Source organism: Knoellia subterranea KCTC 19937, assembly GCF_000768685.1.
GTDB lineage: Bacteria > Actinomycetota > Actinomycetes > Actinomycetales > Dermatophilaceae > Knoellia > Knoellia subterranea.
In genome coordinates this window covers 461,961-478,126 of record NZ_AVPK01000001.1, presented here as the reverse complement: position 1 = coordinate 478,126, position 16,166 = coordinate 461,961, and the positions used below count along the sequence as shown (strand labels likewise).

At 69.2% G+C, this 16,166-nt stretch carries 15 protein-coding genes; 12 read left to right on the top strand and 3 right to left on the bottom strand.

Translation table 11 applies throughout. From position 1 onward, the window contains the following. Positions 1–74: 74 nt before the first annotated feature. From N803_RS02170 to N803_RS02145, 6 genes are all read left to right on the top strand, one after another. On the top strand, positions 75–1,232 hold the full coding sequence (locus tag N803_RS02170; protein ID WP_169743024.1) for a lipase family protein: 1,158 nt from the start codon (positions 75–77) through the stop codon (positions 1,230–1,232). Between the two features lie 150 nt (positions 1,233–1,382). After that, on the top strand, positions 1,383–3,842 hold the full coding sequence (locus N803_RS02165) for a GcvT family protein (protein ID WP_035902231.1): 2,460 nt from the start codon (positions 1,383–1,385) through the stop codon (positions 3,840–3,842). A gap of 79 nt (positions 3,843–3,921) precedes the next feature. Further along, positions 3,922–5,409 (top strand): hypothetical protein, encoded by a 1,488-nt coding sequence (locus N803_RS02160; protein ID WP_035902228.1) that lies wholly within the window; start codon positions 3,922–3,924, stop codon positions 5,407–5,409. A gap of 3 nt (positions 5,410–5,412) precedes the next feature. Then, the gene (locus N803_RS02155; RefSeq protein ID WP_052111620.1) at positions 5,413–5,997 is read left to right on the top strand and encodes a sigma-70 family RNA polymerase sigma factor; all 585 of its coding nucleotides are present in this window, start codon (positions 5,413–5,415) and stop codon (positions 5,995–5,997) included. Then, positions 5,928–6,227, top strand: a complete 300-nt coding sequence (locus tag N803_RS02150; RefSeq protein ID WP_035902222.1) for a hypothetical protein — start codon at positions 5,928–5,930, stop codon at positions 6,225–6,227. The genes N803_RS02155 and N803_RS02150 overlap by 70 nt, the downstream gene beginning before the upstream one ends. Before the next feature lie 42 nt (positions 6,228–6,269). Then, a complete protein-coding gene (locus N803_RS02145; protein ID WP_035902216.1) occupies positions 6,270–7,613 on the top strand; it encodes an AI-2E family transporter in 1,344 nt (447 codons plus the stop codon). Between the two features lie 91 nt (positions 7,614–7,704). Here N803_RS02145 and ccrA read toward each other — a convergent pair whose 3' ends face one another. Next, positions 7,705–9,045, bottom strand: coding sequence for a crotonyl-CoA carboxylase/reductase (ccrA, locus tag N803_RS02140; protein ID WP_035902213.1), 1,341 nt, complete (start codon positions 9,043–9,045; stop codon positions 7,705–7,707). 64 nt (positions 9,046–9,109) lie between these two features. Continuing rightward, positions 9,110–9,556, bottom strand: a complete 447-nt coding sequence (gene mce / locus N803_RS02135) for a methylmalonyl-CoA epimerase (protein WP_035902212.1) — start codon at positions 9,554–9,556, stop codon at positions 9,110–9,112. 169 nt (positions 9,557–9,725) lie between these two features. On the opposite strand from mce, the gene N803_RS02130 reads away from it, so the two are divergent. The 4 genes from N803_RS02130 to N803_RS02120 all read left to right on the top strand — a co-directional run bounded on the left by N803_RS02130 (position 9,726) and on the right by N803_RS02120 (position 13,710). After that, entirely contained in the window at positions 9,726–10,940 is a 1,215-nt protein-coding gene (locus tag N803_RS02130) for an acetyl-CoA C-acetyltransferase (RefSeq protein ID WP_035902211.1), read from the top strand. A gap of 67 nt (positions 10,941–11,007) precedes the next feature. Continuing rightward, the gene (gene meaB / locus N803_RS02125; RefSeq protein ID WP_281174950.1) at positions 11,008–11,952 is read left to right on the top strand and encodes a methylmalonyl Co-A mutase-associated GTPase MeaB; all 945 of its coding nucleotides are present in this window, start codon (positions 11,008–11,010) and stop codon (positions 11,950–11,952) included. 73 nt (positions 11,953–12,025) lie between these two features. Beyond that, on the top strand, positions 12,026–12,286 hold the full coding sequence (locus N803_RS18470; protein ID WP_169743023.1) for a hypothetical protein: 261 nt from the start codon (positions 12,026–12,028) through the stop codon (positions 12,284–12,286). After that, positions 12,217–13,710 (top strand): MFS transporter, encoded by a 1,494-nt coding sequence (locus N803_RS02120; protein WP_035902210.1) that lies wholly within the window; start codon positions 12,217–12,219, stop codon positions 13,708–13,710. The genes N803_RS18470 and N803_RS02120 overlap by 70 nt, the downstream gene beginning before the upstream one ends. On the opposite strand, the gene N803_RS18205 is transcribed toward N803_RS02120, so the two are convergent. Further along, the gene (locus N803_RS18205; protein ID WP_035902209.1) at positions 13,700–14,392 is read right to left on the bottom strand and encodes a Crp/Fnr family transcriptional regulator; all 693 of its coding nucleotides are present in this window, start codon (positions 14,390–14,392) and stop codon (positions 13,700–13,702) included. The two genes, N803_RS02120 and N803_RS18205, sit on opposite strands and share 11 nt — an antisense overlap. 67 nt (positions 14,393–14,459) lie before the next feature. Here N803_RS18205 and N803_RS18815 point away from each other — a divergent pair, with 67 nt between their 5' ends. Then, positions 14,460–15,254, top strand: a complete 795-nt coding sequence (locus N803_RS18815) for a response regulator (RefSeq protein ID WP_245616954.1) — start codon at positions 14,460–14,462, stop codon at positions 15,252–15,254. Then, entirely contained in the window at positions 15,167–16,138 is a 972-nt protein-coding gene (locus tag N803_RS18810) for an NAD(P)/FAD-dependent oxidoreductase (RefSeq protein WP_342666671.1), read from the top strand. Before N803_RS18815 ends, N803_RS18810 begins: the two co-directional genes overlap by 88 nt. Positions 16,139–16,166: the final 28 nt, after the last annotated feature.

Genomic DNA, 16,166 nt, shown 5'->3' with positions numbered 1-16,166 from the left:
ACCCGTTCTACACATACTCGGGATCGACACCGCTGGCGTCGCTGGCGCCGGGCACCGTGCTGGCAACGCGCACGATGACGTACAGCGTCTCGGGCCTGCCGACGCCGGTGCCGGCGGTGCAGCTCCTCTACCGCTCCACCAACGCCCGCGGTGAGGCAGTGGCCAACGTGACGAGCATCCTCAAGCCGCTCACGGGTGTCGACCCCTCACGGGCGGTGGCCTACAACTCGTTCTACGACTCGCTCAACCCCGAGGACTCGCCGTCGCGGTCCATCGCCGGCAACGTCTCGCTCGGTGGCGTCATCAACACCGCGGAGGCGCTCTTCGTCAAGCCCTTGCTGCTCGCGGGCTACACCGTCGTCGTCGCGGACACCCAGGGCCCGACGGCGAACTTCGCCGCCGGGCTTGGGCCCGAGTACGGGCGCATGACGCTGGACTCGATCCGGGCAGCCACCCGGTCGAGTGCTACCGGTCTGACCTCCTCCACGCGATTCGGGATGCTCGGTTACTCCGGTGGCGCCATCGCGACGAACTGGGCAGCAGCCCTCGCCCCGAGCTACGCCCCCGAGGTCAACGCCAGGCTTGTTGGTGCGGCCTCCGGCGGTCTGCTCGTCAAGCCGTCGACCAACCTCAAGTACGTCAGCGGCAGCCTCGTGTGGGCCGGTATCGCCCCCTTGGCCCTCACCGGACTCGCCCGCGCCTACGACTTCGACATCAAGAAGTACACGAACTCCTATGGTGCGAGTCTCGTGGACAAGATGCAGGACGCCTCCATCGTCAACGTCCTGGGCCAGTACCCCGGCCTGACGTACCAGCAGATCCTCAAGCCGGCGTACGCCAACCCGAACTCCATCCCGGAGTACGTCGAGTTCGCCAACCAGGTCAACCTCGGACAGCAGGCCACACCGACGATCCCGCTGTACGTCGCACAGGGTGTCGGTGGATTCACCGAAGGAACCCTGCCCAAGGCCGGGATCGGCGGCGGTGACGGTGTCATGGTCGCGGGCGATGTGCGTTCGCTGTTGCGGCAGTGCTGCGCCACCGGCAACTCGAAGGTCTCGTACACGCAGTACGACCTGCTCAGCCACACCGTCGCGACGGCGACGTGGGCACCCGTGGGCATCGCCTGGCTGAATGAGCGCTTCGCAGGTCGGACCGCGCCGAGCAGCTGCGGGTGGATCGCCGCGGGCAACTCGCTCGCTCCCGAGGTGCTCGTCCCACCGGCCTCCTGAGCTCAGATCCTGACGGCCCCCTGCCTCACCCGCCTCACCTTTTACGGGGCACCCGCTCAACGCGTCCCGAGCAAGGGAACTGTTCCCTTGCTCGGGACCTGTTTACGGGTGCCCCGTAAAAGGGGACCGGGGCGTGGGTAGCCTCCGCGTGTGAGTGCAGCGCAGCAGCTCCCGGATCGGGCCCGTGTCGTCATCATCGGCGGCGGGGTCATCGGCACCTCGATCGCGTACCACCTCGCCCATGAGGGAGTGACCGACGTCGTGCTCCTCGAGCGCGACCGGCTCACGAGCGGCACGACCTGGCACGCCGCCGGCCTGATGACCTGCTTCGGCACGACGAGCGAGACGCTGACCGGCATCCGGCTCTACTCACGTGACCTCTTCGCGCGGCTCGAGGCCGAGACCGGGTTGTCGACCGGCTTCCGTCCCGTCGGGCTTGTCGAGGCCGTGGGGGACACCGACCGCCTCGAGGAGTATCGCCGGGTCGCGGCGTTCCAACGCCGCCTGGGGCTCGACGTCGAGGAGATCGGCGTCGCCGAGATGGCCGACCTCTTCCCCCACGCGACGATGGACGGGCTCATCGCCGGCTTCCACGTCCCGGGGGACGGTCGCGTCAACCCGGTCGACCTCACGATGTCCCTCGCCCGTGGAGCGCGCACCCGAGGCGTCCGGATCGTCGAGGGCGTCACGGCAGGCGACGTCATCACTCGCCCGGACGGCGCCCTGCCCCGCGTCACCGGCCTGCGCACGAGTGCCGGCGACATCGAGTGCGAGGTCGTCGTCAACTGCACTGGCATGTGGGCACGCCAGTTGGGGGAGCGGCACGGCGTCGTCATCCCCAACCAAGCGGCCGAACACTACTACCTCATCACCGACACGATCGAGGGGCTCGACCCGAACGGCCCCGTCTTCGAGGACCCCGCGAACTACGGCTACTACCGCGAGGAGGGCGGCGGCATGATGGTCGGCCTCTTCGAGCCGGAGGCCGCCGCGTGGAACCTCGATGGCATCCCCGACGACTTCTCGTTCGGCACGATCCCTCCGGACTGGGAGCGCATGGCGCCGGCGCTCGAGGCCGCCATGTCGCGGGTGCCGATCACTCTCGAGGCCGGTGTGCGGACCTTCTTCTGCGGCCCGGAGTCGTTCACGCCGGACCGGCTGCCGGCCGTCGGTGAGGCGCCCAACCTCCAGGGCTACTTCGTCGCTGCCGGCCTCAACTCCGTCGGCATCCTCAGCAGCGGCGGGCTCGGACGCGTTGTCGCACAATGGATTTCGTCCGGTCGACCTGATGTCGACGTCACTGGCATCGACGTCGCGCGGTTCATGCCGCACCAGCTGCAGCGCGACTACCGCCGCGACCGCGTGACCGAGGTACTCGGCAAGACGTATGCCGCGCACACCCCCGGCATCGAACTCGTCACCGGCCGTGGAGCGTTCGTCTCGCCGGTCCACAGCGAGATGGTCGCCGCCGGCGCGTACCTCCGGGACGTCTCCGGCTGGGAGAGCGCCGATTGGTATGCCGGTGACGGACAGACGCCGCACGTCACCCCGTCCTGGGGCCGCCAGCCCTGGTTCGACGCCTGGGAGGCCGAGCACCGTGCCGTGCGCGAGGCCGTCGGACTCATCGACATGTCGTTCATGGCGACGTTCGAGGTAGGCGGTGCCGACGCGGGCGCTGTCCTCGAGCGGGTGAGCGCCGGGCACGTCGACGACGAGGTCGATCGGATCACCTACACGCAGTGGCTCGGGCCGGACGGTGGCATCGAGGCCGACCTCACCGTGACCAAGCGCGGAGAGAACGACTTCCTCGTCGTGGCGTCCGACACGGCCCACGGACACACACTGGCGTGGTTGCGTCGGCAGATCGGCGACGCCGACGTCACCATCACGGACGTCACCGAGGCGACCGGACAGCTCAACGTCCAGGGTCCCTTGTCACGTGACCTCCTCGCCGAACTCACCGATGCCGACCTGTCCACCGAGGCGTTCCCGTTCCGGACGGCTCGCACGATCACCGTCGCCGGCGTCGAGGTGCTCTGCGTGCGGATCACCTATGTCGGCGAGCTCGGCTACGAGCTCTACCTTCCTCGGGACCGGACGGGCGCGGTCTGGACGGCACTGCGCGAGCGCGGCACGGCATACGGGCTCCGTCCTGTCGGGCTCCGAGCGCTCGGTTCGCTGCGTCTCGAAAAGGCCTACCGCGACTACGGGCACGACATCGACAACACGGACACCGTCGGGATGGCGGGGCTCGGCTTCGCGGTCGACATCGACACCGACTTCATCGGTCGCGAGGCAGTCCTCACCGAGCGCGCCAATCCGCGCCACGACCGACTCGTCCAGGTATTGCTGGAGGATCCCGAGCCGCTGATGTTCGGCGCCGAGGTGCTGCTCCGGGACGGCGTGCCGGTCGGTGACGTGCGGTCGGCCTCCTATGGGTGGACTCTCGTCGGCGCCGTGGGCATCGCCTCCGTCGCCCACAGCGCCCCCGTGACGAAGGCCTGGCTCGACGAGGGGGCCTGGGAGGTCGACATCGCCGGCACGCTCCACCCGGCCACCGTGTCGCTGCGACCGCTCTACGACCCGACGAGCGAGCGCGTCCGCACGTAACGTTGAGGGGCGCTCGCCGCGTCATTCCGTGTGAGTGGCTGGTCGCAGGGGGCCAGCCGCGCCCCATCAGGAGAGTGACATGAGCATCGACGACGACCTGGACGCGCTGCTGGACAGCGCCTTCGCTGGCGCGCGCGCGAACGGGCATGACGACCTCGGTGCTGTGCGCGACCGAGCCATAGCGAAGGCGCATCGCATCCGCCGCCGTCGACGGCTCGGGACCGCGGCGGTGTCCGCTGTGGCCACACTCGGACTGGTCGCCGGCGCAGCCAGCCTCTCCGACGGATGGCTGAGCGGCGGACAGGCCACGAAGGTGAGCCAGGCGAATGGGGGGCAGTGGTCCGATCTCGCCACGGCGGGCGCAGGCAACCAGGCCTACGGTTTCCCCGACGGTCTCGAGACAACCGCCACTCCGCAGGGACTCACCCTCGCCCCAAACGGCCGGGTGAGCACCGACGCCACCGAACCCATCCTTCCGCTCCGGTTGGCCGGAACCTGCACCCAGTTCGACGACTCCGTCGAGCGGCGGACCTCAGTGGCCTGGTCGCGTTGGGACTACACGGGCTCGGGTGACCCCACGGGTCTGAAGAACGGTGGCGAGTTGACCACTGTCGGCTTCACCACCGGCACCGGAGCCGACGCGTTCCGGGACTTCATGACGGGACGTGGACCGTGCCTGCCCGCCCATGGGCTCAAGGCCGTCGCGGATTTCAGGGGTGGTGGCGAGGACAGTGCACTCTTCCAGTCCCCGGCCGATCAGACCGCCTCACCGCACACGGCTCTGGCGGTCGTCCGTGTGGGCGATCTGCTCGTTTACGGATCCGGTCGGGGGACGACCCTCTCCGACGCCTCGGCCACGGCACTGTCCATCGTGTCAACCGCGTCGCACAGGCTGGTGACGATGGGCTACCCACCCGCGCTGGGGCAGGCGCTGGGCAAGAGCGCCACACCTCCGAACGCGGCGTCGGCGATCGGTGCCGAGGCCGGTCCCACGGTGACAGATATCAACACGTATGACTTCGGAGACGTCTTCCCGGAGGAGTCGTCCATGCCGGCAGGTTTCGTCTTCCACGGCGAGCCTCTGCGAACGACCAACGCAGCACCGGTGATGGGTGTCCACGCCTGCGACCCGGCCACCGTCGATGACCCGACGGGTATGGACACGGCCCCGAATGCTGTGGCACAGGTTTCGCGGATGGCCTACACGGGCAGGGGTCTGGGTGGGGACAGCGCCCTGCACATCACCGTGTCCGGGTGGGCCCGGGGGACAGGCCCTGCGATGTTCAGTGCGCTCCAGGACGACCGGATGACGTGTCGGTTCCACGGTCCGTACGACCGCCTGCCCTGGGCAGGACGCGACAGTGACTCCACGTGGCTCTCGAAGCACACGAACGGTGGGGGACTCGTTCAGTACCTCGCTGCTCAGCGCGTCGGTGACGTCATCGTCGCCGTGGTCATGGACGAAGCGGGTGACGGGACGGCGGCGACCCAGACGGCGATCCGGCTCTCCGACGAGATCGTCGCGAAGCTCAAGGCCTCGCGTCTGCCCGCGGCAGAGGGGCGCTGAGACATGGGGATCGGGCGCCCGCTCGTCTCACCGGCCGCCGAGGCCTATCTCGACGTGGCCCTGCCGCGCCTCATGGCGATCGCGCTCTCCCTGACCGGACATCGTCAGGACGCCGAGGACCTCGTCCAGGACAGCGTGGCCAAGCTGCTGGTCTCGTGGTCCAAGGTCGAGCGGGCGTCCGCGCCCGACGCCTACGTTCGTCAGCTCATGGTCAACACCTTCCTCAGTCGTCGCAGGCGGCGCAGTTCGTCGGAAGTGGTCTCGCACGACGTCGTGACGGCTGATCGGGTCACGGGCGGACCGTCCGTGGAGTCAGGGGTCGCCGATCGAGACCACGTTCGGCGACTTCTCCTCGCGCTGCCGCCGCGCGAGCGGGCCGTCATGGTCCTGCGTCATCTCGAGGACCTGCCCGACGCGGCCATCGCCGAGGTTCTGAAGTGCAGCGCCGTCTCCGTGCGCGTGACCGCGCACCGAGCCCGCGAACGGTTGCGCGCCACGATGGAAGGCACACTGGTGCCATGCCCCGAGCCAACCGTCGCCGCCGCGACGACGTCCCCCTCGCGCTCGGTCGTCTCGGTGCCGGACTGACGACAACCGAGATGTATGCCGGCCAGCGCTGGACCGTTCGTCGGCTCACCGGGGCGTCGTCCGACCGGACCTACCTCTGCCCCGGGTGCGAGCAGGACATCTGGCCGGGCACGCCGCACGTCGTGGCCTGGCCCGACGAGGGAGTCGGAGGCGTGGGGGACCGTCGGCACTGGCACACTCCCTGCTGGACGGCCCGGGAACGTCGTCCGCCGCGCGGCGCGTTCCGCTGACCCGTGCGGTCGCGCAGTTAGGCTGCCGATCGAGGAGGCGACGTGAACCTGAGCTGGGGCAAGAACTCGGTGCGCAACTGGCGGGACTACCGCACCCGCCAGCGTGCTGCACTGCGCGAGAGCAACCGCATCCGCCATCAGGACGAGCACCTGGAGCGGAGCCTGATCCAGGATCTGCTCGACGGCGACGGAGAGGCGGCGTCGACACCCGAGGGTGAACGCGATCGTCCCGACGTCGAGGGTGCCGCCGCAGCAGGTGCGGCCGCCGGCGCCGCGGCGGGAGTGCGGGTCGCGGAATCGACCGACGACTCCACCGGCCAGACGCAGTTCGGCAAGATGGGCCGTCCGATGAACCGGCACTCGCCGTTCTACCTCGGCTTCGTCGGTGCACTCGGTGCGCTCGTGGCCATCGGTCTGTGGCACTCGCTGGGACGACTGGCGACGACCATCATGATCCTCATCGTCGCCCTCTTCCTCACGCTGGCCCTCAACCCGTTGGTCGAGTGGCTCGGTCAGCGGGGGCTCAAGCGGTCACTCTCGGTCGGGATCGTCTTCGCCGGACTCATCGTCGTCTTCGTGCTCCTCGGACTGCTCGTCTTCCCGCCGGTCATCTCGCAGGGGACCGACCTCGTGGCGCAGGCACCCACCTACCTCGACCGGATCCTCCAGTCGAAGTGGGTTCAGGAGCTCGACCGGAACTATGACGCGGTCGACAAGATCCAGGAGGAGTTCAACAAGCGGATCACCGACCAGTCGTTCATCAGCTCCGTCCTCGGTGGAGTCCTCGGGGCGGGTCGCGCCGTGGCGAACGGCGTCTTCCAGGCCTTCACGATCCTCATCCTCACGCTGTATTTCCTCGCGTCGCTCCCGACCATGAAGCGGACGGCATACGCCATGGTTCCCGCAAGCCGCCGCAACCGGGTCTCCGAACTGAGCGAGGAGATCATGCGGCGAACGGGCTCCTACGCCATCGGCCAGGTGGCGATCGCGTCCGTCAACGCCGTCCTCAGCTACGTCATGATGACCGTGCTCGACATCCCCTACGCGGCGGTGCTCGCCGTGGTCGTCGGCTTCCTCGGGCTCATCCCCATGGTGGGTGCCACCCTGGGTGCCGCGATCGTGTGTCTCGTCGCGTTCTTCCACGAGCCGAGGACCGCGATCATCGCGGGGATCTACTACCTGATCTATCAGCAGGTGGAGAATTACGTGATCGCGCCGCGCATCATGCAACGCACTGTCTCGGTGCCCGGCGCCATGACGGTGGTCGCGGCGCTCGCCGGCGGCACGCTCCTCGGAGTGCTCGGCGCGCTGCTGGCCATCCCCGTCGCCGCCGCGGTGCTGCTCCTCGTGGACGAGGTCATCATCCCCCGCCAGCGCCACCAGTAGTCCCTGAACGACTTATTGCCCGTTCGCGCGGGACCCGGAACCGGTGAGGGTCCGCAGGACTGCGCGCGAACGGGCAATAAGTCGTTACTTCTCAGGCGTCGCGGAAGCGGTTGATCTCCGCCTCGTACTTCGCGCGCTTCTCCGGGTCGCTCACGCCCAGGCCGGGCTCCGGGGACAGCGTGAGGACGCCGACCTTGCCCTGGTGGGCGTTCTTGTGGACGTCGAGTGCCGCCTGGCCGACCTCGTCGAGCGTGTAGGTCTTGGACAGCGTCGGGTGGATGAGACCGCGGTCGATGAGCGCGTTGGCCTCCCACGCCTCGCGGTAGTTCGCGAAGTGCGACGACAGGATGTTCTTGAGGTTCATCCAGAGATAGCGGTTGTCGTACTCGTGCATGTAGCCCGAGGTCGAGGCGCACGTGACGATGGTGCCGCCCTTGCGCGCGACGTAGACGGACGCGCCGAAGGTCTCACGGCCCGGGTGCTCGAAGACGATGTCGACGTCGTGCCCGCCCGTGAGCTCACGGATCTTCTTGCCCAGGCGCTGCCACTCCTTGGGGTTCTGCTCGGTGTTGTCGTCGTTCCAGAACTTGTAGCCCTCGGCGTTGCGGTCGATGATCAGCTCTGCGCCCATGTCGCGGCAGATCTGCGCCTTCTCGGGGGAGGACACGACACAGATGGGCGTCGCGCCGGCGGCCAGCGCCATCTGCGTCGCGTAGGAGCCGAGGCCGCCCGAGGCGCCCCAGATGAGGACGCGGTCACCGAGCTTGAGGGCCGCACCGTTCTTGGAGATCAACTGCCGGTATGCCGTGCTGTTCACCAGACCGGGCGACGCCGCCTCCTCCCACGACAGGTGGGTCGGCTTGGGCATGAGCTGGTTGGCCTTGACGATGGCGAGCTCGGCAAGACCGCCGAAGTTCGTCTCGAAGCCCCAGATCCGCTGCTGCGGGTCGAGCATCGTGTCGTTGTGACCCTCGGCGTCCTCGAGCTCGACGGAGAGGCAGTGGGCGACGACCTCCTGGCCGGGCTTCCACTTGCCGACGCCGGGGCCGGTGCGGAGAACGACGCCGGCGAGGTCGGAGCCGACGATGTGGTACGGCAGATCGTGGCGCTTGGCGTACTCGGACGTGCGGCCGTAGCGCTCGAGGAAGCCGAACGTCGAGACCGGCTCGAAGATCGAGGTCCACACGGTGTTGTAGTTGATCGCGCTCGCCATGACGGCGACGAGGGCCTCGCCGGGGGCGAGCTCGGGGACCGGGACGTCGTCGATGTGGAGCGACTTGCGGGGGTCCTTGTCGCGGGAGGCGAGCCCCTCGAACATGTCCACCTCGTCCTTGTGGACGGTCGCGGCCCGATAGGTCGCAGGGATGGAGAGGTTCGCGTAGGTCTCCTCGGTACGGTCGCCGCTGAGGATGGCGTCGCGGATCTGGTCCATGAGAGGTGGTGCTCCTTGATCTGGGTGTGACAGGTCAGATGATGCGGATCGGTGCTGCTGTGGGTCAGTGAGTGGAGTCGGTGGAGGGCTCGACGAGCTCGACGAGGATGCCGCCGGCGTCCTTGGGGTGGATGAAGTTGACGCGGCTGTTGGAGGTGCCGCGCTTGGGCACGTCGTAGAGGAGTCGGAGACCGCGCTCGCGCAGGGTCGCGCTCACGGCGTCGATGTCCTCGACGCGGTAGGCGACCTGCTGCACCCCGGGGCCGGAGCGGTCGAGGAACTTCGCGATCGTCGACTCGGGGGAGAGCGGGGCCAGAAGCTGGATGTGGGAGCCGGAGGCGCCGACGGCCATCATCGCCTCGCGCACACCCTGCTCCTCGTTGACTTCCTCATGGGCAAGGGTCATGCCGTAGGTGTCGCGATAGAAGGCGATCGCCTCGTCGAGATCGGGCACGGCGACGCCGACATGGTCGATCGCGGTGAAGAGGATCGACAGGGATGGCTCAGTCATGACCCGAAGCCTAGGGAGCGAGATGGCCCTCGGGCAGGCCTCAGCGGTGTGTTGATCGACACCTACGGGATGTCCGTCACAGCGGGGGTGGGAGCCTCGCGTGCAAGTGCGTAGCATCATGAGCAGCCGTGGGCACATCGCCCGACACCGACGTTGGAGGATTCACGCAGTGAGCACCGCCTCGACCCCGAACACCGACCCCACTGTCATCGTTGCCGGGGCTCGTACCCCGATGGGACGCATGAGCGGCAGCCTCAAGGGCTTCAGCGGCTCCGACCTCGGTGGTGTCGCGATCAAGGGCGCCCTCGAGAAGTCCGGCGTCAAGCCCGAGGACGTCGACTACGTCATCATGGGTCAGGTCCTGACCGCGGGCGAGGGCCAGATTCCCGCTCGCCAGGCCGCCGTCAAGGCCGGCATTCCCATGAGCGTCCCCGCGCTCACCGTCAACAAGGTGTGCCTGTCGGGCATCGACGCCATCGCGCTGGCCGACCAGCTGGTGCGCGCCGGCGAGTTCGACGTCGTGGTGGCCGGTGGCCAGGAGTCCATGACCAACGCCCCGCACCTGCTGCCCAAGAGCCGCGACGGCTTCAAGTACGGCGACGTGAACCTCCAGGACTCGATGGCCTACGACGGCCTCTACGACATCCTCACGAACCAGGCCATGGGTTCGCTGACCGAGGCCAACAACGTCGACGAGAAGGCGTTCACCCGCGAGGAGCAGGACACCTTCGCGGCGCGCAGCCACCAGCAGGCCGCCCGCGCCTGGAAGGACGGCCTCTTCGACGACGAGGTCGTCCCGGTCTCCATCCCGCAGCGCAAGGGTGACCCGATCGAGTTCAAGGAGGACGAGGGCATCCGCGCCGACACGACGGCCGAGTCCCTCGGTGGACTGCGCCCCGCCTTCTCCAAGGAGGGCACGATCACGGCGGGCTCCGCCTCGCAGATCTCCGACGGTGCCTGCGCCGTGGTCGTGATGAAGAAGTCGAAGGCCGAGGCGCTGGGCCTCGAGTGGCTCGCCGAGATCGGCGCCCACGGTGTCGTGGCCGGTCCGGACTCGAGCCTCCAGAGCCAGCCCGCCAACGCCATCAAGAAGGCGTGCGAGCGAGCCGGCATCGACCCGGCCGACCTCGACGTCGTGGAGATCAACGAGGCGTTCGCCGCCGTCGGACTGGCCTCGGCCAAGGAGCTCGGTCTCGACGAGGACAGGGTCAACCCCAACGGTGGCGCCATCGCCATGGGTCACCCGCTCGGCATGTCCGGCGCCCGCGTCGTGCTGACCCTCGCTCACGAGCTCAAGCGTCGTGGCGGTGGCACCGGCGCGGCCGCCCTCTGCGGTGGCGGTGGGCAGGGCGACGCCCTCCTCATCACCGTCCCGTCCGCCTGAGTCCTTCTCGCACCCAGGGTCTCGCGCCATCGCGACCTCACCACGCACCGTCGACGTCCCCTCCCTCGTGGCCCACGCGAGGGAGGGGCGTTCGCGTGCGGTGGCCCGGCTCATCTCACTTGTCGAGGACGGACACCCGGCCCTTCCCGAGGTGATGGCCGCACTCGCACCGCACGCCGGGCACGCCCACGTCGTCGGGCTGACCGGTTCGCCGGGGGTGGGCAAGTCGACCACCACTGCTGCCCTCATCTCGGCGTTGCGCGCTAGCGACCAGCGCGTCGCCGTCCTCGCCGTCGACCCGTCGTCGCCCTTCTCCGGCGGTGCCCTGCTCGGTGACCGGATCCGGATGGAGCACCACGCCACCGACCCCGGCGTGTTCATCCGATCCGTCGCGTCCCGCGGCCACCTGGGTGGTCTGTCCTTCGCCACCCCCCAGGCGCTGCGCGTCCTCGACGCTGCGGGCTTCGACGTCATCCTCGTCGAGACGGTTGGCGTCGGGCAGTCGGAGGTCGAGGTGGCCGCGAGGGCCGACACGACCGTCGTCATCGTCGCCCCGGGAATGGGCGACGGGATCCAGGCGGCCAAGGCCGGCATCCTCGAGATCGGCGACGTCTTCGTCGTCAACAAGGCTGATCGCGACGGAGCCGATGACACCGTTCGCGACCTGCGACACATGATCCAGCTCGGCAACCGGGAGCGCTCCGTGGACTGGCGCACCCCCGTGGTGAGGACCGTCGCGAGCCGAGGGGACGGCATACCGGAGCTTGTGGATTCGCTTGTCGCACATCGGGATTGGCTCGCCGAGTCGGGTGAGCTCCGGGCGCGGCGGCGGCGCCGGGCGGAGGCCGAGATCGAGGCCATCGCGCTGGCCGAGCTGCGCCGGCGGCTCGGTGCGGAGGGTGGTCTCGTCCCGGGGGACCTGTCGTCCGCAGTCGCTTCCGGCGAAACCGACGTGTATGCCGCGGCCGGCCAGGTCGTCGAGCGCGTCACGGGCGGCTCCTCGCGGGAGTGAGGGCGGCAGCGCCTCGTCGCGTTGTGTCGGCCAGCGAACAGACGGGGAAGCGGGTGCCTCCTACGGTCCGGTCATGACGACGATCGCCGATCAGGTCGAGAGCGAGCGCAGCTCCCTGCGTCGGGTGCTCGCGAATCGCAACCTCCGCCGAGTCCAGCTGGCCTTCTTCACGTCCGTCATCGGCGACTGGGCCTACGGGACGGCACTCACGGTCTGGGCCTATCTGCACGGCGGGCCGTGGGGGCCTTCACCGCGACGAGGTGGGTGGCTGTCGCCCTCGCCGGACCTCTGGGTGCCGTCATCGCCGACAAGGTGCCGCGGCGCACCTTCATGATCACCATCGATCTCATCAGGGCCACCCTCGTCACGGCCGCCGCCGTCATCGTCGCCACGGACGGCCCGGCGGCCGCCGTCTATGTCATCGGCGTCGTGGCAGCCATGGTCGGGGCGCCGTTCCGGCCGGCGCAGGCCGGGCTCATCCCACGACTCGTCAACCGGCCGGACGAGCTCACCGCCTCGAACGCCGTGGCCTCGAACCTCGAGAACGTCGCGGTGTTCGCCGGACCGGCCCTCGGGGCGATCCTCGTCGGCACGACGGAGATCTGGGTCGTGTTCCTCGTCAACGTCGCGACGTTCCTGTGGTCGGCGACCTTGGTGGCCACGATCAGGATGCCCGGCACGACCCCGGACGAGCCGGGGTCGGCGACGGACGACATCGAGGGACCGGACGGCGCGGACGAGGACGATGCCCCCTCGGGCGGGTTCGGTCGCGAACTCATCTTCGGCTTCACCACCGTCTGGCGCGATCGCGACCTGCGGGTCACCTCGGTGCTGGCCGGCGCTCAGGGATTCGTCTGGGGCAACCTCAGCGTCTTCATGATCATCATCGCCGTCGACCTGCTCAGGACCGGGCCACAGGGTGTGGGCTTCCTCGACGCCGTGATGGGGGTTGCCACGGTCGTCGGCGGTGCCGTCGTCCTGACCCGTGTCGGCAAGGGGCGCCTCGGCCAGGACATGGCGATCGGGGTTCTCGGCTGGTCGCTGCCGATGATCCTCATGGCCACCTATCCCTCACCCGTCGTCATCATCGGGGCGCTCGTCCTCATCGGCCTGTCGGACCCCTGGGTCAACCTCGGGCTGGAGACGATCCCGCAGCGGCTGGCCCCGGAGCAGGCCATCTCCCGGGTCTACGGGGCGGTCGAGAGCTTCCTCATCGGGTCGATGGCGCTGGGAGCGGCCATCGCGCCCTTCCTCATCCACACCCTGGGTTTCCGCCAGTCCGTCGCCGCGGTGGGCATCGTCGTCGCCGCCTACACGGTGTCGATCCTCGGCCGGATGCGGCGGCTCGACGGTCGACTGACCGAGCCGGAGCACTTCCGCCTGCTGCGGTCCATCGGGATCTTCGCGCCGCTGTCGGCACCCACGCTCGAAGCACTCGCTCGCAAGGTTGAACGGCTGACGCTGCCGGCCGGCACCGTCGTCGTGACAGAGGGCGAGGAATCCGACCGCTTCTATGTCATCGTGTCCGGCTCGGTCGAGGTGACGGCCGCGGGGGAGACCGTTCGGAACGAAGGTCCCGGCGACTTCTTCGGCGAGATCGGCCTGGTCCGCGACGTGCCGCGGACGGCGACCGTCACGACCGTGGAGCCGACCGAACTCATCTGCCTGGACCGTGACGATTTCCTGGGAGCCGTGAGCGGCACCGGCGAGTCGCGTCGCGCTGCCGACGAGATCGTCGCGCGCCGACTCAGCGTGTGACCCCTGGACGGCGCGCGACACCGGCTGGCCGCGCGCCGTCCAGGCTGCTGGGATCGAGGACCGAGATCCGGCCGCGCCCGAGGTGGACGACACCCCGGGCCGCGAGGTCGTGCAGGGCCTGGTTCGTGCTGGGACGCGTGGCCCCGACGATCTCGGCGAGATCCTCCTGCGTCAGGGGAATCTCGACCGGCCCGTCGTCGCCAGTGGCGTAGGCAGCGACAAGGTCGCGGAGGCGACGCTCGACCCGCCGTCCCAGGTCGTCGTACATGACCTCGACGAGGCGGGTCGACAGCTCTTCCACCCGCTGCCCGAGGAGTTGCAGGAGCAGGTGCTCGGCGCCGTGATGGTCGCGTCGGAACCCGGCGAAGTCGGCCGCCGACAGGGCGCGGGTCCGGGACCGTTCGAGGGCCACGACGCTCGCCGAACGGGTTGGGGCGTCGTCGCGCAGGAGGGAGAGCTCACCGAACGAGTCGCCCGGCCCGAGCACGTTGAGGGTCGCCGTGTCTCCGTCCGCGGTGGAGACGCGCACCGCCAAGTGCCCCTCCTCGATGAGGTGGAAGCTGTCCGACGGCTCACCCTCACGGACGACGAACTGTCCGCGCACGACATCGCGAATGGTGGTGCGCGAGAGCAGTTCGGTGCGTTGTTCGGGCGCGAGCGAAGCCAGCAGGGGCCACTCCATCTCCCCAGTGAACCAGCCGGGCACCAACTCCGTGTCCAGACGGCTTCATCACCCCTACGGTGGAGGGGTGACATCTCCCGGAGCCCGTCCGACCCCCGTCATCCTGGTCCTCGGTGCCGAGTATCGGCAGGCCATGGTCGACGTCCTGACCCAGCGCTACTCGGTGGACTACGAGATCGTCGCGCCGACGACCATGGACGAGGCCATCGCGGTGCTCACCGACCTCAAGTCGGGCAGTCGGCCGGTTGCACTCGCGGCCTGTGAGTACTTCGCCGGAGGGGAGAAGGCGACCCACCTGCTCGCCAAGTTCCAGAAGTTCATGCCGACGGCTCGACGTCTCGTCTATGTCCCGTCCGAACGGTTCCGTGGTTCCGTCCCTCGGCTGCGCGAGAGCCTTGCCGAGGGACGCCTCGACCTCTATCTCATGCTGCCCCAGGGGCCGAGGGACGAGGAGTTCCACGTCGCGATCTCCGAGACCCTCTCGGACTGGGCGCAGTCGGTGAGCATCTCCGAGATCGACGGCACGCGGATCATCGCGGACGAGCCGTCACCGGATCTCACGCGCATTCGCGACTTCCTCGACCGGATGGGTCTGCCCAACACCGTGCACCGGTCGGACAGTCCGGCCGGCATCGAGATCCTCGCAGCCCTTGGTCCCGACGCCGAGCTTCCGGTCCTGCAGGGGCCCTACGGGGAAGTCGCGTCCCGACCCACCAACGCCGATCTCGGAGCCGCCCTCTACGGCCGGCCGACCGACATCGGCCCCGACGCCATCTGCGACCTCGTCATCGTCGGGGCCGGGCCGGGCCGGCCGGGCTGGGTGCCGCGGTCTATGCCGCGTCCGAGGGCCTCGACACCCTGATCATCGACCAGGGGCCGGTGGGCGGTCAGGCCGGAACGAGCTCGATGATCCGCAACTACCTCGGCTTCCCGCGCGGGATCTCCGGAATGCGGCTGGCGCTGCGCGCGAGGACGCAGGCCGTCCGGTTCGGGGCGCGCTTCCTCGCCGGACAGGAGGTCACGGGGCTGAGCATCGGCGGTGGTCCTGACGGATCCCACGTCGTCCAGCTCGGGGACGACACGGTGCGGGGGCGCGCCATCCTCATCGCCACCGGGGTCGACTACCGACGTCTCGACGTCGAACCTCTCGAGGCCCTCGTCGGTCGCGGAGTCAACTACGGTGCCGCGGCGAGCACCTCGCGCGAGGTCAAGCACAAGGACGTCTTCGTCGTCGGCGGCGGCAACAGTGCCGGACAGGCTGCGGTCCACCTGTCCCGGTTCGCGCGGCACGTGACGATCGTCGTGCGACGCGACGGGCTGGCCGAGACGATGTCGAACTACCTCATCCGGGAGATCGAGGGAAACCCGCGGATCTCCGTGCGTCCGCACACAATCGTCACCGACGGCGGGGGAGAGGGGCACCTGGAGTGGCTGTCGCTGCGTGACACCGAGGCAGGGGTCGACGAGCGTGTCGAGGCGGCCGGCCTCTATCTCCTCCTCGGTGCCCAGCCGACCTGCCACTGGTTGCCTCCGGAGGTCGCGCGTGACGATCTCGGGTTCGTGCTGTCGGGTGCCGACACCCCCTGGCAGTCGTGGCAGGGCGGTCGCCCTCCTGCCCCCTACGCGACGACCGTGCCCGGGGTCTTCGTCGCCGGCGACATCCGGTGCGGGTCGATGAAGCGCGTCGCGTCGGCGAGCGGTGAGGGCGCCGCCGTGGTCCCGCTCGTCCACCAGCACCTCGCCTGAGGAAGCGGGTCCACGGGAGGTGGGCGGA